This is a genomic window from Amycolatopsis sp. NPDC026612 (genome assembly GCF_040638285.1).
GTDB lineage: Bacteria > Actinomycetota > Actinomycetes > Mycobacteriales > Pseudonocardiaceae > Amycolatopsis.
In genome coordinates, this window is the sequence record NZ_JBEZYB010000012.1 from 112,717 (window position 1) to 133,871 (window position 21,155).

Consider the following 21,155-nt stretch of genomic DNA (forward strand, 5'->3'; position numbering starts at 1 on the left):
ACGCTTACGGCTGGAGGCTCACCGTGCTCGACGCCCACCGCCTGACCGTCCTGGCCGAGGTCGCGCACGCCGGCTCGATCGCCGCGGCCGCCCAGCGGCTGTCCTTCACGCCGTCCGCCGTCTCGCAGCAGCTGGCCAAGCTGGAACGTGACGTCGGGGCCCGCCTGCTGCACCGGCACGCCCGCGGCGTCACGCTCACGCCGATCGGGGCGGCGCTGCTCACCCACGCCGAGACGATCGCCGGGGAACTGCGGACCGCCGAGCGGACGGTCCGCGCCCTGCTCGACGACGAGCTCACCGTCGGTACGTTCGCGAGCGCGGGGATGACCCTGGTGCCCGCCGCGCTCGCCGGTTTCCGCCGTGACCACCCCGGCGTGGCCCTGCGGCTGCTGGACCTGGAGCCGCCCGACGGGTACGGCCTGGTCCGGTCGCGCGACCTGGACCTGCTGATCACCCACCGCTACCCCGGCGCACCGCTGCCGGACCCGCGTGGTCTGCAACGGACGCTGCTGCGCTCGGAGCGGTTCCGGCTCATCTTCCCGCAGGGCCACGCGAAGGCGCGCGCCCGCCGCCTCACCCTGGCGGGGCTGGCCGCGGAGGACTGGATCTCCGGCAGCCCGGGCGTCCCCAACCGTGCGTGCCTCGAGCAGCTCGCCGACGCCGCCGGCGTCCGGTTGCGGGTGGCGTACGAGACCCGGGACTACCAAGTGATCCTGGCGTTGGTGGAGGCCGGGCTCGGCATCGCGTTCGTCCCGGAGAGCGTGCTGGAACGGGTGAGCCCGGCGCGCGTCGAAGTGCGCGACGCGGCGGACGCGCGGCCGGCGCGGGAGATCTTCCTGGTGCACCACCGGCGCCCGGGGGAGCTGGTGACCGAGATGGTGGCCCGGCTCAGCCGTCCACAGTAGACGGCTCGGCCGGGAACCCGGTGCGGCTCAGCCGGCCGGCCTCCCCGCGCTCTCGAACCGGGCCGAGGCCGTCCGCAGCGCGTCCAGGCACGCCCGCACGGCCCCGCGGTCCTCTTCGCCGGCCCGGCAGATCGCGTAGATCGTGCGGGTCAGTGGCGGGCGCGTCGTCAGGATCCGGACCCCGTCGGGCAGCCGGTCCCGGGCCAGGCGGGGCACCAGCGCCGCGCCGACATTGCCCGCGACCAGGGCCAGCTGGGTCGGGTAGCCGCCGACCGTGCAACTGATCCGGGGCTCCAGCCGCTGCTTGCGCAGCACCTGCACCAGCCACTCGTGACACCCGGAGCCGGCGCTCCAGCCGATCCACGGCAGATCGTCCACTTCGGACAGATCGACCGCCTTGCGGTGGGCCAGCCGGTGCCCGGCGGGCAGGGCGAGGTCCGCGACGTCGGAGAACAGCGCGATGCGCGTCGTCGACGGCGGGAGCACCGCCGGGTGGTCGTGCCAGCTCTCCAGCACCGCGACGTCGAGGTCGCCCGCCACCACCCGGGGCATCGTCTGCTCGGCTTCGCCCTCGTGCAGCGTCACCGCGAGCCGCGGGTGCTGCGCGGCGAGGGTGGCCAGCGCGGGCGGCAGGAGCGCGTGCACCGTCGTCGGGATCGCGCCGACCCGCAGCGGCCCGATGACGTCCTCGCGCAGCAGCTCCAGGTCCGCTTTCGCCGCGGCGACCTGCGCGAGGATCCGCTCGGCGTGCCCGGCCAGCACCTGGCCCGCCTTGGTCAGCCGGACGCCGCGGCCGCGCGGCTCCAGCAGCGGCTGGCCCGCCTCTCGTTCCAGCTTCGCCAGCTGCTGCGACACCCCGGACGGCGTCACGTGCAGGGACGCGGCCGCCGCGGCGACCGAGCCCTGGGTGGCGACGGCGTGCAGCGCCCGCATCCGCTCGAGTCCGAACACAGTAGAGATGCTACCGAATTCGCCGCAGAAAGATTCGCTTGTCCTTGACAGTCGCCGCCCGCACGCTGAAGGCGTGACCACGACCGCGTCCCCGCCGGCTCCGCCGTTCACCCGCCGTTTCGACCCGCGGCTGCTCGCCGCGCTGGGCAGCTTCTGCATTTCGCTGTCGTCGGTCTTCATCAAGGTCTCGCACGTCAGCGGCAGCACGAGCGCGTTCTGGCGCTGCCTGTTCGCCCTGCCGGTGCTGCTCGTGCTGGCCGGGCGGGAACGGCGGAAGGCCGGCCCGGCACCGCGCCGTCGCGTGCTCCTCCCGCTGCTGGCCGGGACCGGGCTCGGCCTGGATTTCGTGCTGTGGGGCGAGGCGATCCCGCGGGTCGGCGCCGGCATCGCGACCGTGCTCCTCGCCGTGCAGGTGGTGATCGTGCCGCTGCTGGCGTTCGCGTTCCTGGCCGAACGGCCGGCCAAGCGGTTCCTCGCCGCGGTGCCCGTGCTGCTCGCCGGGATCGTGCTCGCCGGCGGGTTCGCCGGCACCGGCTCGTTCGGCCCGGACCCGGTGACCGGCGCGGTCGCGGCGCTGCTCGCGGGCGCCGGGTACGCCGGCTACCTGTTCCTCATCCGGCTCAGCGGCGGCACGGGCACGCAGGCGCACTCGCTGGTGCTGGCGACGGTCTCCGCCGGCGTGGTCGCGGTCGCGCTCGGCGTCCCGACCGGCACGCTCGACCTGACGCCCGGGTGGCCCGCGTTCGGCTGGCTGCTCGCGCTCGCCGGGGTCGGCCAGCTGGCGGGCTGGCTGCTCATCTCCGCCGCGCTGCCGCGGATGTCCGCCACCACCGGGGCGACGCTGATGCTGCTGCAGCCGGTCGGCGCGGTGCTGCTCGGCATCGGCCTGCTCGGGGAGGCGCCCGGGTGGACGCAGCTGGCCGGGTGCGCCGGCGTCGTCGTGGCCGTCTGCTTCGCCGGGGGCGGACGATCTGCGGGTGACGGCCGTCCCGGCTAACGTCGCGGGCATGCGGGTGCTGGTGGCCGGGGCGTCGGGGTTCGTCGGCGCCCGGTTGTGCCCGGCGCTGGAACAGGCCGGGCACGAGGTGCTCGCGATGACCCGCCGGCCCGCGAAGTACCGCGGCGCCGGGAAGGCCGTCCGCGGCGACGTCGCCGACGCCGGCTCCCTGCGTGACGCGCTCAAGGGCGTCGAAGCCGCCTGCTACCTCGTGCATTCACTCGACAGTGCGGACTTCAAGCGCCGCGACGCCGACGCCGCGCGCGCGTTCGCCCGGGCCGCGGCCGACGCGGGACTGCAGCGGATCGTCTACCTCGGCGGCCTCGGGGACGACGACGATTCGCTTTCGGAGCACCTGGCCAGCCGGCGCGAAGTCGAGCGGCTGCTGGGGGAGACCGGCGTGCCGGTGACGGTGCTGCGCGCCGGCATCGTGGTCGGGCACGGCGGTACGTCGTGGGAGCTGACGCGCCAGCTGGTGGAGCACCTGCCGGCGATGGTCACCCCGCGCTGGGTCCGCACCCGCACCCAGCCGATCGCGATCGCCGACGTCGTCCGCTACCTGGTCGGCGTGCTCGACCACCCGGAAGCCGCCGGGCGGACGTTCGACGTCGGCGGCCCCGAGGTGCTGGCCTACCGGGACATGCTGCAGCGGGTCGCGGCGATCGAGGGCCGGCCGCTGGTCATCCTGCCGGTGCCGCTGCTTTCCCCGCGCCTGTCGTCGTACTGGCTTTCGCTCGTCACGGACATCGACGTCACGACCGGGCGAGCGCTGATCGACTCGATGACCAACGAGGTCGTCGTCCGCGACGACGCGATCCGCCGGATCGTCGAGTTCGAGCCGATGGGCTACGACGAAGCCGTCCTGCAGGCGCTGGGCGAGCGGGCGAAGAGCCGGCGGACGCCGTGAAGCCGTTCCTCACCGCGGTGACCGCCGCCGGGTCCGGGCTGCTCGGCGCCTCACTGGCCAGCAGCCCCGGCTCACGCCGGTTCCAGGTGCTCACGGCGTCGGTCGCCGCGACGTGGCTCGCCGGGGCCCGCGCCGCCGGGCCGGTGCCCCGGGGCCGCCCGGACGTCGTCCAGCCGGTGGCCGCGGGAGCCGCCGCGTTCGGTGTGTTCTACGGGTGCGCCCTGGTGGCCCGCCGCATCCCGCCGCTGCGCCGCGCCATCACCGGCGTGCTGGACCACGCCCGCCGCGGCTCGACGGCCTCGGTGGCGGCGACGACGCTGATCACCGGCGCGGCGGAAGAGGTGTTCTTCCGCGGCGCGCTCTACGACGCCGCCGGCGCGCGGACGTCCACCGCGGTGTACGTCCTTTCCACCACGGCGACCCGGAATCCCGCGCTGGTGCTGGCTTCGGCGGTGATGGGAACGCTCTTCGCCGGGCAGCGCCACCGGTCGGGCGGGGTGCAGGCCCCGCTGCTGACGCACGTGGTCTGGTCGGCGCTGATGCTCGGCTTCCTGCCGCGCCTCTTCCCACCGGAAACCGGCGCCTGAGGCCTCAGGGAGCCTGGACCGCGTCTTCCCGGCAGGCTTCCGTTTCCGTCGTGCCGCTCGCCTGCTGCAGGAGCGAGTAGAGCGTCTCGCGCTGGTCGTCGCTGAGCTCGCTGAACACCTCGTCCTCGACCGACGCCAGCGCGAACTCGGCGCGGGCGAGCAGCTTCGCGCCGACGCCGGTGAGCTCGACGAGGTGGCGGCGGCGGTCGGCGGGGGACCGGCGCCGCTCGATCAGGTTCTCGGACTCGAGCTCGTTGAGCAGGGCGACGACGTTGGTGCTGTCCATCTCCAGGGTCTTCGCCAGGTCCTGCTGCGAGCTGCCGCCCCGGTCGCGCAGCACGGTGAGGGCGATGAGGTGGCGCGGTCGCAGCCCGAGCGGGGCCAGCACCGACTCGCTGCGCAGCCGCAGCCGGCGGGCGAGGTGGTCGACCAGGGCACCGCACCGGTGGGGCGGCTGGTTGACGACCGGCAGCGAGGTCATGCGCCCAGTATATGGCGAGTCCTATGGTCGGTGTGCTATCAATAGTTTGCGGTACACCAACGATCTATAGAGGGTTAACGACATGGCGCATCTCCTGCACATCGACTCGAGCATCCAGGGCGACGCCTCGGTGAGCCGGCGGCTCACCGCGCGGGCCGCGGCGGCGTGGCGGGCCGCCCACCCCGACGGCACCGTCACCTACCGCGACCTGGGCGCCGACCCGCTCCCGCACCTCGACGCGGCGGGTGGACTGGCCGGGATGGTGCCGCCCGGCCAGCACACCCCGGAGCAGGCCGCGTCGTGGGCGCGGACGCGGGAAGTCGTCGCCGAGGTGGCGGCGGCCGACACGGTGCTGCTGGGCCTGCCGCTGTACAACTTCGGCCCGCCGAGCAGCGTCAAGACGTGGGTCGACCACCTCATCGCCCCCGGGCTTTCGGTGAACTACGAGACCCAGACCGGCCTGCTCGGCGGCCGCGAGTTCATCGTGCTGGCCAGCCGGGGCGGCGGCTACGGAGCCGGCACGCCTCGCGAAGGCTGGGACCACGCCGAGCCGTGGCTGCCCCACGGCGTCTCGCTCACCGGGCTGGAGCCGCGGTTCATCGCGGCGGAGCTGACGCTGGCGCCGGTCCGCCCGCCCTTGGCGCACCTCATCCCGCTCGCCGAGGAGAGCCTCGCGGCGGCAGAACGCGCCATCGACGAATTGTGGGTCCCCGCCCGGGTCTGACGAGCGTCCGGAGCCCGGCCCTCGGCCGAATGGCCCCGGCGACGGTACCGTCCGGGCCGGGCGGTACCGTGCCGCGGCGGGCGGACTGGCATGGTGCGGCACGGGCCGCGCCTGGGTGAGGAAGGTCGGGTTTGAGCGCGCACACCTCCCAGATGGACGACATCCGGCTCGTCGCGCAGCCCAGCGCACTGCCGGTCACCGAGCTGTTCGTCCGCCTGATTCTCACCGACTGGTCCCTGCGGCCGATGCTGGAGCAGGTGACCGCCAGCGCGAAACGGCTGGTCGGCGCCGTGATCGACGCCAGTGACCCGAAGGCGCCCGCCTTCGTCACGCTGCGGCTGCGGCTGCGCGCCGAGGTGCTCTCGATCGAGGTCGACGACGACGTGCCCGGGCGGCCGGAGCCGCAGGCCCGCCCCGGCGAACGGCTGGGTGTCGCGCCCGCCGAGGGCGGTAGCCGCACCACCTGGTGCGAACTGGCGCTGCCGGGCGGGATGACCGCGCGGCAGGTGCGCCTGCCGCGGCGCCAGGACCGCCGGACGCTCGTCGACGAGCCGGTCTCCGGCGATCCGGTCGCCGCGGATCCGGAGGTGCTGGAGCGCCTGCTGACCCGGCTGAGCGGTTGGTCCGGTCAGGGCTGAACGCTTTCCCGCGCGCATCCGTGCATCCAGGCAAGGGGTGACTCGGACGCGAGGAGGCAGCCGTCGTGCGGATCGTGATCGCGGAAGACGACGCCCTGCTGCGGGAAGGGCTGGTGCTGCTCCTGCGCAGCGAAGGGTTCGAAGTGACCGCCGTCGACCACCCCGGCGACCTGGTGGCGTCGGTCGAGGCCGTCGAGCCGGACCTGGCCGTCGTGGACGTCCGGATGCCGCCGACGTTCACCGACGAAGGGCTCCGTGCCGCCCTCGAGGCCCGGCGCCGGGTGCCGGGCCTGGCGATCCTCGCGCTTTCGGCGTTCGTCGAAGACGGCTACGCGGGCGATCTCCTGGCCGCCGGCGGCGCCGGAGCCGGGTACCTGCTCAAGGAGCGCGTCGGCAGGCCCGGCGAGTTCCTCGACGCCCTGCGGCGCGTGGCGGCCGGCGGCACGGTCCTGGACCGGGACGTCGTCGCGGTCCAGCTGGCCCGGCCGCGGCCCGGCGACCCGGTGGCGACGCTCAACGCGCGGGAGCGTGAGGTCGTGGCGCTGCTGGCCGAAGGCCATTCGGTGCCGACGATCGGGCGGCTGCTCGGTATCGGTACCGCCGCGGCGCGGCAGCACGCCGGGGACGTCAGCACGAAGCTGCGCGTCCCCGACGGCGCCCAGGCGATGCTCAGCTACCTGCGGGCGTGAGGACTTCGGCCTGCCGCTGCCGGTACCGGGCCACGGTGGCGAGCTTGACGTCTTCGTAGCCGCGGACGAGGTCCGGGAGCTCGGCCAGCGCCAGCACCTGCGCCCGGTCCAGGGTGTCGAACGCCTGGAGGAGCACGCTGCGGTAGTCCTCGATCAGCTCGCGCTCCACCCGCCGCACCTCGGCGCGGCCGAACGGGTCGAAGCGGGTGCCGCGCAGCCGCCGCAGCGCGTGCAGCAGCCGGAACGCCGGGCGGAACCACGGGCCGAGGCTGATCTTGCGCCGCATCCCGAGCGCCCGCAGCACCGGCGGGTGCAGCCGGTACGCGTACCGCGTGCCCGCGCCGAACTGCTCCTCGAGACCGTCCGTGAACGCCGGGTCCAGCGACAGCCGGGCGACCTCGTACTCGTCCTTGTAGGCCATCAGCTTGTACAGGTGCTTCGCGACGGCCTCGGTGATCTCCGTCGGCCCGCCTTCCCGCACCCGCACCTGTTCGACGAACTCCGCGTACGCACGGGCGTAGGCCTTGTCCTGGTAGGCGACGAGGTCGGGGATCCGGATGTCGAGCAGCCGCGCCAGCTCGGAACCCGGCTCGGCGTGCACCAGCGCTCGCACGGCCGGGTGCGTCGCGGCGACCGGCTCGGGTGCCGGGGCGGTCGCGCCGGGCTCGGCAACCAGCAGGCGGCCGCGGCGGAACGCCTGCAGGTTCGTGGCGACCTGGGTGCCGTTCAGCTCGATGGCGCGCTCGATCACCGAGGCGGGCAGCGGGATCGCCCCGGTCTGGTAGGCGGCACCCAGCTGCAGCACGTTGGCGAACTGGTCGTCGTCGAAGAACTCCTCGGCCAGGCCGCGCGCGTCCAGTGACACCGTGCGCGCTGCCGCGGTCTCGATGGACGCGAGCACGCTGCCCGCGTCCGGGAAGGACACCGTCGTGTCGACGACCATCCGGCCGGTCGGCACCTCGGTCGTGGAGACGACGGCGGTCGTGCGGGCCGGATCGGTGACGCCGAGGTTCGCCGCGTCCGCCCCGACCAGCGCGTCGCAGGCCAGGTAGAGGTCGCACTCGCCGGCGGCCAGCTTCGGGGCCTGCTCGACCGGTTCCGCCGTCACCTTGAGGTCGGAGACGACCGCACCGCCCTTCTGCGCGAGCCCGGTCTGGTCGAGCGTGCGGACGTGCCGCCCGTCGAGCACGGCCGCCGTGGCGAGGATCTGCGTCACGGTGACGACACCGGTACCGCCGATCCCGGTGATCCGCACGGCGAAGTCCTTCGCCGTGGTCACCGGCGCCGGGACCGCGTCGGCGGCCAGCTCGGCGAGCTTCCGGCGCTGCTTGCGGCCGGTCGGCACCACGGTGACGAACGACGGGCAGTCACCGGCGAGGCAGGAGTAGTCGACGTTGCACGACGACTGGTGGATCGTGGTCTTGCGGCCGAACTCGGTCGCGACCGGCTGCACGGACAGGCAGTTCGACTTGGTGCCGCAGTCGCCGCAGCCTTCGCAGACGCGCTCGTTGATCACCACGCGCGTCGCGGGCGCGGCCTGCTTGCCGCGGCGGCGCTTCCGGCGCTTTTCGGCCGCGCACTCCTGCTCGTGGATCAGCACGGTGACGCCCTTGACGGCGGCCAGTTCCTCTTGCGTGCGCAGGAGTTCGGTGCGGTCGCGGACGTCGACGCCGTCGGGCAGCTTCCGGCGCCGCAGCTTCGCCGGGGCATCGCTGGTGATCACGACTCGTTTCGCACCCTCGACGAGCAGCAGCTGCGCCACCTTCTCGACGGGCAGCCCGCCGACGGCGTCCTGGCCGCCGGTCATCGCCACGGCGGAGTTGTAGAGCAGCTTGTAGGTGATGTTCACCCCGGCGGCGACCGCCGCGCGCACCGCGAGGCTCCCGGAGTGGGTGAACGTGCCGTCGCCGATGTTCTGGACGAAGTGCTCGGCCTCGACGAACGGCGCCATGCCGATCCACTGGGTGCCTTCGCCGCCCATCTGCGTCACACCGAGGACGGTGCCGACCTGGTCGGGCTCCATGAACAGGGCCATGGTGTGGCAGCCGATGCCCCCGCCGACCAGCGTGCCTTCGGGGACCTTCGTCGACGAGTTGTGCGGGCAGCCCGAGCAGAAGTACGGCGTGCGCGCCAGCAGCGGCACGGAGATGCGCTCGCGACGGCGCCGCCCTTGGTAGGCGTCGACCGGCGGGATGCCCTTCGGCAGTCTCCTGGCGAGTCCGGCGGCGATGCCGTCCGGGTCCAGCTCGCCGAGCTCGGTGAACAACGTCCGGCCGTCGACGTCCTTCTTGCCGGTGATCCTCGGCGCCCGGGGCACGCCGTACAGGATCTCCTTGAGCGCGGGTTCGACGAACGCGCGCTTCTCCTCGATGACGACGATCTCCTCGAGCCCGTCGGCGAACTCCCGGACGATCCCGGGTTCGAGGGGGTGGATCGCGCCGAGCTTGAGCACGCGGATGCCGTACCGGCTCAGCGTTCCCTCGTCCAGGCCGAGGGTGCGCAGCGCCTGCTTGAGGTCCAAATAGGACTTACCGGCGGACACGATGCCGATCCGGTCGGCCGGCCCGCGCACGGTGATCCGGTTGATGCCGCTCGCGCGCAGGTAGTCGAGGACCAGCGGCAGCCGGACGGTGAAGAGGGTGCGCTCCAGCTCGGCCAGGCTCGCGCCGAGCAGCCGTGACGTCGGCGTGTGCCGGTAGGCGTTCGCGATGTCGGGCGCGGTCCAGTCCGGACCGACGGTCGCGGTGCCGGACGCGTCGGCGACGTTGGTGACGATCTTCATCGACGTCCACAGCCCGCTGGCCCGCGACAGCTCGACGGCGTGCATCCCGAGGTCGAGGACGTCCTCGGGATCGGCGGGGTAGAGGACCGGGATGGCCAGATCGGCGAGGGCGAGCTCGGACGCGCAGGGAACGGTGGAGGACTTCGCGTTGGGGTCGTCGCCGACGAGCGCGACCGCGCCGCCCCGCGGGTCGGTGCCGGCCAGGTTGGCGTGGCGGAGGGCGTCGCTGGCCCGGTCGAGACCGGGCGCCTTGCCGTACCAGAAGCCGGTGACCCCGCGGCGCCCGCCGGCGCCCGCGACGAGCTGGCTGCCCATCACCGACGTCGCGCCCAGCTCTTCGTTGAGGCCCGGCTGGTGCACGACATCGTGCTTCTCCAGCAGCTTCGCCCGGCGGCCGAGTTCGAGGTCGTAGCCGGCCAGCGGCGAGCCTTCGTAGCCCGAGACGAAGACGGCGGGATCGCCACCGCGGGCCCGGTCGTGGCGGACGCGGTCGAACAGCAGCCGGACCAGGGCCTGCACCCCGGTCAGGTGCACGGTTCCCGCCTCCCGCAGATAGCGGTCCTCCAGCGTGAACGTCTCCACGGCGCGGCTCCCTTCGCTCTCGGTGCGTTTCGGGCACGATGCGACGCGCGCCACACCCACGCAACAGGCAGCCTAGCTTTTGCCCTCCACGCGCAAACTTCGGTGTGCTCCCGCGTCGATTGGCCCGGATTTTTGCGCGCAGTTACGCTCGGACGCATGTCCGAAGAGCCGCTCGACGCGACCGACCACGAGATCCTCGGCCTCTTGCGCGAGGACGCCCGCCGGACGCTGTCCGACATCGCCGGCCGCGTGACCCTGTCCACGGCGGCGGTCAAGCGCCGCATCGATCGGCTGCGGGACAGCGGCGTGATCACCGGGTTCACCATCCAGGTCGACCACGCGAAGCTGGGCTGGGGGATCGAGGCGTTCACCGAGCTGCGGTTCGTGGGCAACACGAAGGTGGCCGAGATCCTGCGCACCACCACCCGCATGCCGGAGGCGCAGGCGGTGTTCACGATCGCGGGCGACCCGGACGCGCTGGTGTGGCTGCGCGTCCGCGACATGGCGCACCTGCAGAAGACGATCGACGAGATCCGCCGGCACCACCAGGTGACGGGCACGAAGACGTTGATCGCGCTGGAATCCTGGTCGCGCTAGCCATGAGGTCGTGACACTGGCGCAGCGCCCGGACCTGGCCGAGGCGGTTTACGCCATTCCTTACCCACCGGGTTCGCCGCGGTTCATGGAGGGGAGTCTCACGAGCCCAACGTCTGGGTTTCGCATCGGGTGAGAAAAGAAGGCGCCCGTCAAGGAACCACCCGATACCGGCAAGGTCCCACCGGCTCCAGCCGGACGGGGGAACCGGCCCGCTCGAAGATCCGGACGCCGGAACCGAGGAGCACCGGTACCGGCAAGGCGAGGATCTCGTCGAGCACCCCGGCCTCGAGGCACTGCCGCGCGACATCAGCACCGAGCACGTTGACGTACTTCTCCCCGGCAGCCGCCTTCGCCGCGTCGACGGCCCCGGTCAGCTCGCCGGCGAAAGTCACGCCGGGTACCGAAGGCGCCGCACGGTGGGTGAGAACGAACTGCGGGCCCTCCCAGCCACCGCCGAATGCCTTGCCTTCGCCCGGGCCGCCGCGGTGCGGGTCGTCGCCGTCGAACGTGCGGCGGCCCACCAGCAGGGCTCCGATGCGGGGGATCAGGTCGGCGACCAGTGGGTCGGGGACCAGGTGGGGGGTCAACCAGGACATGTCGCCGCCGGGGCCGGCGATGAAACCGTCGACCGAGCAGCTGAACGCGTAGAGCAATTTGGCCATCGGACCCACCTCCGGATCAGGGATGCAGGTACTGACGGCCGGGGCCGCGGAAACTCATCGGTGGGCGGGGAACCGAGGCGGACGGCGCTCGTTCCAGCTGGCCAGCCCCTCCGCCAGCTCGGGACGGCCGAACGACTCCAGCATCAACGCCGTCGCCGCGCGGGCCGCCTCCGGCAGCGGGAGCAGGGCCTCCCGCGCGAACTGCTCCTTCATCACCGCCATCGACCGCGGCGCGCTGTAAGTCGCCAGCTCGGCCGCGTAGGCGTGCGCGCGCAACTGCAGCTCACCGGCCGGGACGACTTCCTGGACCAGGCCGTACGCCAGCGCCTGCTCCGCGGTGAACGTGCGTCCCGACAGCAGCAGGTCGCGGGCGCGGCCCTGGCCGACGAGCTCCGGCAGCAGCTTCGCGATGCCGTACTCGGCGATCAGGCCGCGACGGGCGAACGCGGTGGTGAACTTGGCGCCCGCGGCCGCGAAGCGGACGTCCGCCGAGCAGGCGATGACGAACCCGAGGCCGGCGCAGCCACCGTTGATCGCGGCGACCACCGGGACGCCCACCGAGGCGGCCGCCAGCACGTCCCGGAAGTTCTCGCCCTCCTGGGCGGGCGGCGCCGCGGCGATGGTGTCCAGCAACCCCAGGTCGGCCCCGGGGCAGAAGGCCTTGCCCGCCCCCGTGACGACGACCGCGCGGATCTCCGGATCCGCGTCCGCCTGCCGCAGCAGGGCGCCGTAGCGGGCCTGCATCGGCACGTCCATCGCGTTGCTGCGGCCGGGTTTGTCGAACGTGCACGTGGCCACCGCACCGTCCGCCACGTACCGCACGCCGTCCACGGTCGACATCGCCGCCTCCTCGGGGTCGGACCCCATACTAAGCGGTCGCTTGACCATCCGTCAGGTGCGGATGCGGAACAGCGGCGTCAGTTCGAAATGATCGAACCCTTTGATTGCCCGGAAAACTCTGTGCCATAGTGCTTTCCGCCCGCACGCCGCTTTGCTGGAAGGGACTGCCCGATGCCGGAAGATGAACCGAGTGGTCTCCGCAGACGGGCCGTGCTGGGCGGCGTCGGCGCTGCCGTCGCCGCGTCGGCCGTCGCGCCGGTCGCCCGGGCCGCCGACGCGCTCACGCAGCCGGGGCAGGCGCGAGAAAGCGATTTCACGACCGGCTGGCGGTTCGCCCTCGCCAACCCCGACGGCGTCACCGATCCCGGTGGCCGCTTCACCGACGCCGCGAAACCCGCCTTCGACGACTCAGGGTGGCAGGTCGTCGACGTCCCGCACGACTGGAGCATCGAGCTCCCGCCGACCGACAAGGGCACCAGCAGCGGTTCCGGCTTCTTCCGCGGCGGGCTCGGCTGGTACCGCAAGACGTTCACGCTGCCGCCGTCGCTCGCCGGGAAGCGCGTGTCGGTGGAGTTCGACGGCGTCTATTCGGACGCCCACGTGTACCTGAACGGCGAGCTGCTCGGCAATCACCCGTACGCCTACACCGGATTCGCCTTCGACCTCACCGGGCGGCTGCACACCGACGGGCGGACGCCGAACGTCCTGGCCGTGCGGGCGACGAACCCGCTGCCCAGCAGCCGCTGGTACTCCGGCAGCGGGATCTACCGCCGCGTCCGCCTGGTCGTCACCGAGCCGGTGCACGTCGCCCGGCACGGCACGTTCGTCACCACGCCGGACATCGCCGCCGGCCGGGGCACGGTGCGGGTCGCCACCGACGTCGTCAACGACTCCGGTGCCTCGGTGACGGTGCAGGTGCGCACGACGGTCACCGACCCGGCGGGCCGGGTCGTGGCGAACGGCTCGGCCACCGTCGCGGTGGCCGCCGGCCGGACGGCGACCGCGGCCGGCGAGCTGCGAGTCGAGCGTCCTCAGCTCTGGTCGGGAGAAAAGCCCCGGCTGTACCGGCTGCGCACCGACGTCGTCGTGGCCGGGCGCGTGCTCGACACGACCACCACGGACTTCGGCTTCCGCTACACCGAATTCCACCCTGACAACGGGTTCTCGCTCAACGGCGTGCCGATGAAGCTGCGCGGGGTCAACCTGCACGCGAGCCAGGGCGCGCTGGGTGCGGTGATCGACCCGGCCGCGCTGGAGCACCAGATGCGGCTGATGCTCGCGATGGGCGTCAACGCGCTGCGGACCGCCCACAACCCGCCGGACCCGCAGCTGGTGACGGTCTGCGAACGGCTCGGGATCGTCATGATGGTCGAGGCGTTCGACTGCTGGCGGACCGGCAAGCTCGAGTACGACTACCACCGGGACTTCGACGCGTGGAGCGGGCGCGACATCGCCGAAATGGTCCACGCGGCCAAGAACTCGCCCGCGGTCGTGCTGTGGTCGATCGGCAACGAGGTGCCGGACGCGTCGATGGCGGGCGGTCCGCAGATCGCGGCGGACCTGATCGCCGCGGTCCGCGCGATCGACCCCACCCGGCCGGTCGTCATGGGCTCGGACCGCTACCGCGGCGTGCCGGCGCCGGGCTCGCCGCAGGACCTCATCCTGAAGCAGCTCGACGGCCTCGGTGTCAACTACAACACCGCCCAGTCCATCGACGGGCTGCACAAGCAGTACCCGGACAAGTTCTTCTTCGAGTCGGAGTCGTCCTCGGCGACGTCGACGCGCGGGGTCTACCAGGAACCCGACCTGCTCAACACCGGCGAGAACTACACCCCGGGCAAGCGGGCGACCTCGTCCTACGACAACAACCTGGCTTCGTGGACCTTCAGCGGCGAGTACTCGCTGAAGAAAGACCGCGACCGGAAGTTCTTCCAAGGCCAGTTCCTGTGGTCGGGACAGGACTACCTCGGCGAGCCGACGCCGTACGACGTCTTCCCCGTGAAGACGTCGTTCTTCGGCGCGATCGACAGCGCCGGCCTGCCCAAGGACGCCTTCCACCTGTTCCGCAGCCAGTGGACCACGGCGCCGATGGTGCACCTGACGCCGATGGACTGGACGAACCACCGGGCCGGCGAACCCGTCGCGGTGTGGGTCTATTCCACTGTGGACACAGTGGAGCTGGTGCTGAACGGGAAGTCGCTGGGGGTCGAGAAGTTCGACCGCAAGACCACTGCGGACGGACGACCGTACCTGGAGACGAGCGAGCCCGTCGGCGACGACAAGAAGGATCCCTCCGGCAGCTACACGAGCCCGAACGGCGGCCGCGGCAAGCTGCACCTGACCTGGACCGTGCCCTTCGAGCCCGGCACGCTGACCGCGATCGCGCGGGCCGGCGGCCGCGAGGTGGCGCGCGACGAGCTCGTCACGGCCGGGCCGCCGCGCGCGGTCAAGCTGAGGGTGGAAGCACCCGGTGGCGGGGTCGTGGCCGGGGCGATGACGTTCATGACGGCGTCGGTCGTGGACGCCCGCGGGGTCGTCGTGCCGGGCGCCGAGCCGGTGCTGCGGTTCGCCGTCCGCGGGCCGGGCCGGGTCGCCGGCGTCGACAACGGACGGCAGGAACTCGCCCAGAGCTACCAGCAGCCGACCATCCCGGCGTTCAAGGGGCTGGCCGTCGCCGTCGTCGCGGCGACCGGCGGCCGGGGCCCGATCACCGTGACGGCGAGCGCGCCGGGGCTGGTGCCGGGGACGATCACCTTGCCGGGCACGCCGCTCGGGCAGCGCAACGGCCCGGGAGCGCGCGCGGTCGAAACGGCCGTCGTCCCGGCCGCGTCGACCGCGGACGCGAGCTACTCGGGTGCCCCGGACACGCTGCCCGCGGCGATGCTGGACGGAAACCCGGCGACCGGCTGGTCCAACTACTACGTCAAACAGGCGACTTCGACGCTGAACGCCGTGAGCAGGCCGCGGGCCGAAGACTGGGTGTCCCTGTCCTGGCCGTCGGCTCAGCGCATCAGCGCCGTCACGGCGAACTTCGTCGTGGACGCGAAGCTGGCGCTCCCGGTCGCCGTCGAAGTCACCCACCGCACGGCCCGGGGCTTCGAGCCGGTGCGGAACCTGCGGATCACGTGGGGGACCGGCTCGAACGACCCGACGTCGTTCGCATTCGATCCGGTCGTCACCACGGAGGTGCGGGTGACGATGACCGCGCGGGGCTTCCTGCGGATCAGCGCGCTGCTGGCCCGCTGACCGCGAGCCCGGCGGGGCGCACCCCCCGCCGGGCCCCGGTGGTCACCGGCTACAAGGCGCGAGGGCGTCGAGGCCCTGCGGCTTGGCGGCGTTGCGGCCGATGGCGGTGGCGATCCGGTTGATCGTCGCCACGCGCTTGTCCTCGAGCGGGCCGAGGATGGCGTTCTGCACGAAGTTGGGGCCGCCCTGGCCGACGGTCGTCTGCAGGCGGTTGTTGGCTTCGCCGATCTGGGTGTTCAGCAGCTCGAGGTTGCGCTGCACCTCCGCCTGGGCCTGGGCGGGGATGGCCGGGAGCTTGCTCGCCACGTCGGGGCAGGAGATCTTGCCGACCCCGGCGTTGCCGGTGTTGCCGCTGTTGCCCGTGTTCCCGTTCTGGCCGGTGTTGCCGTTCTGGCCGCCGTTGCCCGTGCCCTGAGCCGGGGCGGGCGCGCCCGCCCCGGCTCCCGTGCCGGCCTGCCCGCCGACCGCGCACGTGGCCAGGTTGTCGAGGCCCTGCGGCTTCTCGGCCCGGCGCCCGATCGAGATGGCGATGCGGTCGATCGTGGACTTCCGCTTGTCGGCCAGCGGGCCGAGGATGGCGTTCTGCACGAAGTTGGGGCCGCCCTGGCCGACGGTCGTCTGCAGGCGGTTGTTGGCTTCGGCGATCTGGGTGTTCAGCAGGTCCAGGTTGCGTTGCACCTCGGCCTGGGCTTGCGCGGGGATGGCCGGGAGCTTGCTCGCCACGTCGGGGCAGGAGATCTGGCCGACGGCGGCCTGACCGCCCGAGGCGGCGTTGGCGGCGCCGGGCTGGCCGAAGGTCGTGGCGACCGCCAGCGCTCCACCTGCGATCGCGAGGGCAAAGACCCCGGTCGCGATCTTCGTCCGCCGGGACAGGCGGTGTCGTCCACCGGAAGCAGGCATGAATGACTCCGTTTTCGTGCGTGAGTTAGCGTGAACATATGGGTACTCCGCCGTGTTCGGGGGATACGGCGGGGTTCTTTGATGGGGCGGACCTATCTGGTCGCCGAGACCCATGGTGGCTTCTCGACCAGGGGTTTGTCCAGTGTGATCCACCCAAAAAAGAAGATTTGAACCATTTCGAACCGGGCCACGTGTACCCCTGTGACGGCGGCATCCGACTGCATTTGCTTTGAGTGATTCAGTGGTGTGCCGGAATTGCTGTGCGCAATTTCGGCGTGCGCTGACGGGCTTGACGCGGACCGCCGTGGCCTCCTAGCGTCGGCATACCGACCGGTCGGTGTCCAATGGAGGTCACGGGATGAGCTGGTACGACGCGAAGCCTTGGCTCGCGAGCTACGACGAACGGGCGCGGGCCGCGGGACCGGCGAAGCCCACGACGCTGCCCGAGACGTTCCGCCGCGCCGTGGACCACGTGCCCGACCGGGCGGCGATCGCGTACTTCGACGCGCGGCTGAGCTACCGGCAAGTCGACGAACTCTCCGACGGCGTCGCGCGGCACCTGACGGCCCATGGCTTCGCCCGCGGCGACCGGCTCGCCCTGGTGCTGCAGAACATCCCCCAGTTCGTCGTCGCGCTGCTCGGCGCGTGGAAGGCCGGCGGGATCGTGGTCCCGGTCAACCCGATGTACCGCGAACGCGAGCTCACGCACGTGCTCACCGACGCCGGCGTGAAGGCGATCGTCTGCTCGCAGCGCGGCTGGAACGCCTACATCGCGCGGACCGTCGCGGACAGCGCGGTCGAAATCGCGCTCACCACCAGCGAACTCGAGTTCCAGACCCGTGACGACGAGCGCGTGCTCGCCGAGATCGAAAAAGAAGCGACCCCGGGGACGACCGAGCTCCTCGAAGCCGCGGCCACACCCGGCCCGAAGCCCCCGGAACCCGCGTTCGCCCTCGACGACGTCGCCCTGATCAGCTACACCTCCGGCACCAGCGGCACGCCGAAGGGCGCCACCAACACCCACGGCAACATCGGCACCAACGCCGCGGGGCTCGGCTCCTTCAGCGGCCTGCCCGCAGGCTCGACGCTCTTCGGGCTCGCACCGCTGTTCCACATCACCGGCATGGTCTGCGAACTCGGCTCCGCGATCGACATCGAGGGCACCCTGGCCCTGGCCTACCGGTTCGAACCCGGGGTCGTGCTCGACGCGTTCCTCGAGCACCAGCCGTCGTACACGGTCGGGCCGTCCACGGCCTACATGGCCCTGATGGCCCACCCGTCGTTCAGCCGGGAGCACTTCGCGTCGTTCGCGCTGCTGTACTCCGGCGGCGCCGCGCTGCCGCCCGCTGTCGTCGAGGCCTTCCGGGCGAAGACCGGGCACTACATCCACAACGGCTACGGCCTCACCGAGACCACGGCGGGCTGCGTCGTCGTCCCCGGCACCCTCGAGGCACCGATCGACCCGGCATCCGGGACCATCTCGATCGGCCTGCCGGTGCCGGACACGATCGTCCGCATCCTCGGCGAGAACGGCGAAGAGCTGCCGCCCGGGCAGGCGGGCGAGATCGCCGTCGAAGGCCCGATGGTGGTTTCGGGCTACTGGAACCGCCCGGACGCCACAGTAATCGGTTCGGGGGTCCGGGTGGCGGAGCCTCCGGCCCGGGGCGAAGCCCCGGTTGTTTCAGTCGAGGCGCTGCCCGGCGGGCGGCTGCTCACCGGCGACATCGGGTTCATGGACGAACGCGGCTGGGTCTACGTCGTCGACCGCAAGAAGGACATGATCAACGCGTCCGGCTTCAAGGTCTGGCCGCGCGAGGTCGAGGACGTCCTGTACACGCACCCGGCGGTCCGCGAGGCCGCCGTGGTCGGGATCGCCGACGAGTACCGCGGCGAGACGGTCAAGGCGTACGTCAGCCCGGCGCTCGGGGCCGACGCCGATCCCGCGGAGCTGGTCGCCTGGTGCAAGGACCGGCTCGCCGCCTACAAGTACCCGCGCACCATCGAAGTCCTCGACGAGCTGCCGAAGACCACGAGCGGCAAGATCCTGCGCCGCGAACTGCGGGCGCGGGGGTAGCGCGGTGGTCGAGACCGTCCGCGGCGCGATCGCGCCGGAAGCGCTGGGCCGGGTGCTGATGCACGAGCACCTCTTCGTGCTGAGCCCCGAATTCGTCGAGAACTACCCGGAGCACGACGGCTTCCGGGAGGACGAGCACGTCCCGGAAGCGATCCGGCGCCTGCGGGAGCTGAAGGACGCCGGGATCGACACGATCGTCGACCCGACGGTGATCGGGCTCGGCCGGTACATCCCGCGCGTGCAGCGGGTCGCCGCCGGGGTCGAGGTCAACATCGTCGTCGCGACCGGGCTGTACACCTACCGTGACGTGCCATTTTACCTGCACCTCCGCGGGCCGGGCACGCTGCTGCCGGGCGAGGACCCGCTGGTCGGGATGTTCGTCGGCGACCTGCGCGAAGGCATCGCCGGTACCGGCGTCAAGGCCGGGCTGCTCAAGTGCGCCACCGACGAACCGGGGGTGACGCCCGGCGTCGAACGCGTGCTGCGGGCGGTGGCGCAGGCCCACGTCGAGACGGGTGCGCCGATCATGACCCACACGCACGCCGGCACGCGGCGCGGGCTGGAGCAGCAGGCGATCTTCGAAGAGGAGGGCGTCGATCTGAGCCGGGTGCTCGTCGGGCACTCGGGCGACTCGACGGACCTGGGGTACCTCACCGAGCTCGCCGACCGGGGCTCGCTGCTCGGGATGGACCGGTTCGGCCTGGACCTGCTGCTGCCGTTCGAGGACCGGGTGAACACGGTCGCGGCGCTGTGCGAACGCGGCTACGCGGGCAGCATGGTGCTCTCACACGACGCGTCCTGCTACATCGACTGGCTGCCCGCCGCGCAGCTGCCCACGATCGCGCCGAACTGGCACTACCTGCACATCACCCGGGACGTGCTGCCCGCGCTGCGCGAGCGCGGGGTGTCCGAAGCGGACATCACCACAATGCTCGTCGACAACCCCCGGCGGTTCCTGGCGTGGGCGGGCTGAGCCGTTATCCTGGTGCGTCCGTCTTGACGTGGAGAGGAGGGTATTCGCGGTGACCCGAGCAAGCACCCGTAAGCCGGGCGAGGCCACCGGCGACGACCAGGCCGCCGTGCCCCGGCGGCTGCTGGAACACGCCACGAAGCTGTTCGCCAAGAAGGGCTTCGACCGCACGTCGGTCCAGGAGATCGTCGAAGCAGCGGGCGTCACCAAGGGCGCGATGTACCACTACTTCGGCTCGAAGGACGACCTGCTCTACGAGATCTACGCGCGCGTCCTGCGCGAGCAGACCCGCCAGCTGGAGAGCGTCGCCACGTCGGACTCGCCACTGCGGGAACGCCTCGCCGCGGCGGCGTCGGACGTCGTGGTGTCCAGCATCGACAACCTCGACGACAACACGATCTTCCTGCAGTCGATGCACCAGCTGTCCCCGGACAAGCAGAAGGCCGTGCGAGCCGAGCGCCGGAAGTACCACGAGCGCTTCCGCGGCCTGATCGAGGAAGGCCAGGCGTCCGGGGAGTTCCGCACGGACAAGCCCGCCGACGTGGTCGTCGACTTCTTCTTCGGTTCGGTGCACCACCTGGGGTCGTGGTACCGCCGGAGCGGGTCGCTGACGGCCCGCCAGATCGGGGACCACTACGCGGACCTGCTGCTGGACGCGCTGCGGCCGGCCGGGTGATCGAGTTCCGGCCGATGTCCGGGCTAGTGCCGCCGGAGGTGGTCGAGCAGGAAGGCGCTCACCTCGTCCGGGACCTCCATCGCCATCCACTGGGTCGCGCCCTCGACGATCTGGAAGCGGTACTCGGCGTCGATGTGGTGGACCGTCTGCTCCGCCGCGCTTTGGCCGAGGTACGGGTCCTCACTGCCCCACAGGTACAGCGTCGGCACCTTGATGCGGCCCGCCGGGATGTCGAACTCGTCGGTCGTCGCGCCGCGGTACCAATTCAACGTGGCCGTCAACGCACCCGGTTCCGAAAGCCGGGCCACCGCGCGTTCCACGAAATCGGCCGGAATCCGACGGTTGTAAACAGCGCGTAATTGCGCGGCTTCGTCACGTAAGAGGTAATTCTCGGCTTTGCCGACCGCGCGGCGGAAGAAGCGGATGTAGCCGAGGTCGTGGAACTGGCCGTCGTCGGTGGCCGCCGCTCGTCGGAGCGCCGACGGGTGGGGGGTGGAGAGCACCGTCAGGGACCGGAGCCGGTCCGGGTGGGCGGCGGCGATGGCCCAGGCCACCATGCCGCCCCAGTCGCGGGCGATCAGGTGGAACCGGTCCGCCCCCTGGTCGGCGGCGAACGCGAGGACGTCGCTCATCAGCAGGTCGAGGCGGTAGTGCTCGACGCCGTCGGGACGCGCTCCCGCGGCGTAGCCCCGCTGGTCGACGGCCAGCGCGCGGTAGCCGGCCTCGCCGAGGGCGTGGAGCTGCTCGGTCCAGGCGTCGGCGAACTCGGGCCAGCCGTGCAGCAGCAGGACGAGCTCGCCCGAAACGGGCCCGGCCGCGAGCGCACTGTGGTGGTGACCGCCGACGGTGACGGTCAATTCCTCCAGCGCACCGGCGTCGGTCGGCGCGACGGCTGTTTCCATGGCGCTCAGGTTAGATCCGCTCGCCCGGGAGAACCATGGGAAGAA

General features: G+C 72.2%; 19 protein-coding genes. 12 read left to right on the top strand and 7 right to left on the bottom strand.

Annotated features, from left to right (window positions below; genetic code table 11):
- The first annotated feature begins 23 nt into the window (after window positions 1-23).
- On the top strand, window positions 24-905 hold the full coding sequence (locus AB0F15_RS15085) for a LysR substrate-binding domain-containing protein (RefSeq protein ID WP_360270198.1): 882 nt from the start codon (window positions 24-26) through the stop codon (window positions 903-905).
- Window positions 906-932: 27 nt separating this feature from the next.
- Here AB0F15_RS15085 and AB0F15_RS15090 read toward each other — a convergent pair whose 3' ends face one another.
- Window positions 933-1,856: a LysR family transcriptional regulator gene (locus tag AB0F15_RS15090; protein WP_360270199.1), complete on the bottom strand. Its 924-nt coding sequence runs from the start codon at window positions 1,854-1,856 to the stop codon at window positions 933-935.
- Window positions 1,857-1,929: 73 nt separating this feature from the next.
- Here AB0F15_RS15090 and AB0F15_RS15095 point away from each other — a divergent pair, with 73 nt between their 5' ends.
- The 3 genes from AB0F15_RS15095 to AB0F15_RS15105 are packed head-to-tail and all read left to right on the top strand — an operon-like array spanning window position 1,930 to window position 4,347.
- Window positions 1,930-2,853, top strand: coding sequence for a DMT family transporter (locus AB0F15_RS15095; RefSeq protein WP_360270201.1), 924 nt, complete (start codon window positions 1,930-1,932; stop codon window positions 2,851-2,853).
- 10 nt (window positions 2,854-2,863) lie between these two features.
- Window positions 2,864-3,760, top strand: a complete 897-nt coding sequence (locus tag AB0F15_RS15100; protein WP_360270203.1) for an NAD(P)H-binding protein — start codon at window positions 2,864-2,866, stop codon at window positions 3,758-3,760.
- Complete coding sequence (locus tag AB0F15_RS15105) at window positions 3,757-4,347, top strand: CPBP family intramembrane glutamic endopeptidase (protein ID WP_360270205.1); 591 nt, start codon at window positions 3,757-3,759, stop codon at window positions 4,345-4,347. The genes AB0F15_RS15100 and AB0F15_RS15105 overlap by 4 nt, the downstream gene beginning before the upstream one ends.
- Window positions 4,348-4,351: 4 nt before the next feature.
- Here AB0F15_RS15105 and AB0F15_RS15110 read toward each other — a convergent pair whose 3' ends face one another.
- Window positions 4,352-4,828, bottom strand: coding sequence for a MarR family winged helix-turn-helix transcriptional regulator (locus tag AB0F15_RS15110; RefSeq protein ID WP_360270206.1), 477 nt, complete (start codon window positions 4,826-4,828; stop codon window positions 4,352-4,354).
- Window positions 4,829-4,910: 82 nt separating this feature from the next.
- Here AB0F15_RS15110 and AB0F15_RS15115 point away from each other — a divergent pair, with 82 nt between their 5' ends.
- The 3 genes from AB0F15_RS15115 (at window position 4,911) to AB0F15_RS15125 (ending at window position 6,879) form a co-directional block, all read left to right on the top strand.
- The gene (locus AB0F15_RS15115) at window positions 4,911-5,552 is read left to right on the top strand and encodes an NAD(P)H-dependent oxidoreductase (protein ID WP_360270208.1); all 642 of its coding nucleotides are present in this window, start codon (window positions 4,911-4,913) and stop codon (window positions 5,550-5,552) included.
- Window positions 5,553-5,683: 131 nt separating this feature from the next.
- On the top strand, window positions 5,684-6,190 hold the full coding sequence (locus tag AB0F15_RS15120) for an ATP-binding protein (RefSeq protein ID WP_360270210.1): 507 nt from the start codon (window positions 5,684-5,686) through the stop codon (window positions 6,188-6,190).
- Window positions 6,191-6,255: 65 nt separating this feature from the next.
- Window positions 6,256-6,879 carry a response regulator gene (locus AB0F15_RS15125; protein ID WP_360270212.1) on the top strand — a complete coding sequence of 208 codons (624 nt, stop codon included), beginning with the start codon at window positions 6,256-6,258 and terminating at the stop codon, window positions 6,877-6,879.
- Here the strand turns inward: AB0F15_RS15125 and AB0F15_RS15130 are convergent.
- Window positions 6,860-10,243, bottom strand: coding sequence for an indolepyruvate ferredoxin oxidoreductase family protein (locus AB0F15_RS15130; protein ID WP_360270213.1), 3,384 nt, complete (start codon window positions 10,241-10,243; stop codon window positions 6,860-6,862). The genes AB0F15_RS15125 and AB0F15_RS15130 overlap by 20 nt on opposite strands.
- Window positions 10,244-10,399: 156 nt before the next feature.
- Here AB0F15_RS15130 and AB0F15_RS15135 point away from each other — a divergent pair, with 156 nt between their 5' ends.
- Complete coding sequence (locus tag AB0F15_RS15135; protein ID WP_360270215.1) at window positions 10,400-10,840, top strand: Lrp/AsnC family transcriptional regulator; 441 nt, start codon at window positions 10,400-10,402, stop codon at window positions 10,838-10,840.
- Window positions 10,841-10,989: 149 nt separating this feature from the next.
- Here the strand turns inward: AB0F15_RS15135 and AB0F15_RS15140 are convergent, their stop codons facing one another.
- Together AB0F15_RS15140 and AB0F15_RS15145 are read right to left on the bottom strand one after the other, a co-directional pair.
- Entirely contained in the window at window positions 10,990-11,502 is a 513-nt protein-coding gene (locus AB0F15_RS15140) for a dihydrofolate reductase family protein (RefSeq protein WP_360270217.1), read from the bottom strand.
- A 54-nt stretch (window positions 11,503-11,556) separates the two neighbouring features.
- A complete protein-coding gene (locus tag AB0F15_RS15145; protein ID WP_360270219.1) occupies window positions 11,557-12,342 on the bottom strand; it encodes an enoyl-CoA hydratase-related protein in 786 nt (261 codons plus the stop codon).
- Window positions 12,343-12,513: 171 nt separating this feature from the next.
- On the opposite strand from AB0F15_RS15145, the gene AB0F15_RS15150 reads away from it, so the two are divergent.
- A complete protein-coding gene (locus tag AB0F15_RS15150) occupies window positions 12,514-15,588 on the top strand; it encodes a glycoside hydrolase family 2 TIM barrel-domain containing protein (RefSeq protein ID WP_360270221.1) in 3,075 nt (1,024 codons plus the stop codon).
- Between the two features lie 42 nt (window positions 15,589-15,630).
- On the opposite strand, the gene AB0F15_RS15155 is transcribed toward AB0F15_RS15150, so the two are convergent.
- Complete coding sequence (locus AB0F15_RS15155) at window positions 15,631-16,488, bottom strand: hypothetical protein (protein WP_360270222.1); 858 nt, start codon at window positions 16,486-16,488, stop codon at window positions 15,631-15,633.
- A 358-nt stretch (window positions 16,489-16,846) separates the two neighbouring features.
- Here AB0F15_RS15155 and AB0F15_RS15160 point away from each other — a divergent pair, with 358 nt between their 5' ends.
- From AB0F15_RS15160 to AB0F15_RS15170, 3 genes are read left to right on the top strand one after another with little or no spacing between them, the layout of a single operon-like run.
- Window positions 16,847-18,562 carry an AMP-binding protein gene (locus AB0F15_RS15160; RefSeq protein WP_360270223.1) on the top strand — a complete coding sequence of 572 codons (1,716 nt, stop codon included), beginning with the start codon at window positions 16,847-16,849 and terminating at the stop codon, window positions 18,560-18,562.
- Between the two features lie 4 nt (window positions 18,563-18,566).
- Entirely contained in the window at window positions 18,567-19,535 is a 969-nt protein-coding gene (locus AB0F15_RS15165) for a phosphotriesterase-related protein (RefSeq protein ID WP_360270225.1), read from the top strand.
- 49 nt (window positions 19,536-19,584) lie between these two features.
- Window positions 19,585-20,208 carry a TetR/AcrR family transcriptional regulator gene (locus tag AB0F15_RS15170; RefSeq protein ID WP_360270227.1) on the top strand — a complete coding sequence of 208 codons (624 nt, stop codon included), beginning with the start codon at window positions 19,585-19,587 and terminating at the stop codon, window positions 20,206-20,208.
- A 23-nt stretch (window positions 20,209-20,231) separates the two neighbouring features.
- On the opposite strand, the gene AB0F15_RS15175 is transcribed toward AB0F15_RS15170, so the two are convergent.
- Window positions 20,232-21,110 (bottom strand): alpha/beta hydrolase, encoded by an 879-nt coding sequence (locus tag AB0F15_RS15175; protein ID WP_360270229.1) that lies wholly within the window; start codon window positions 21,108-21,110, stop codon window positions 20,232-20,234.
- Window positions 21,111-21,155: the final 45 nt, after the last annotated feature.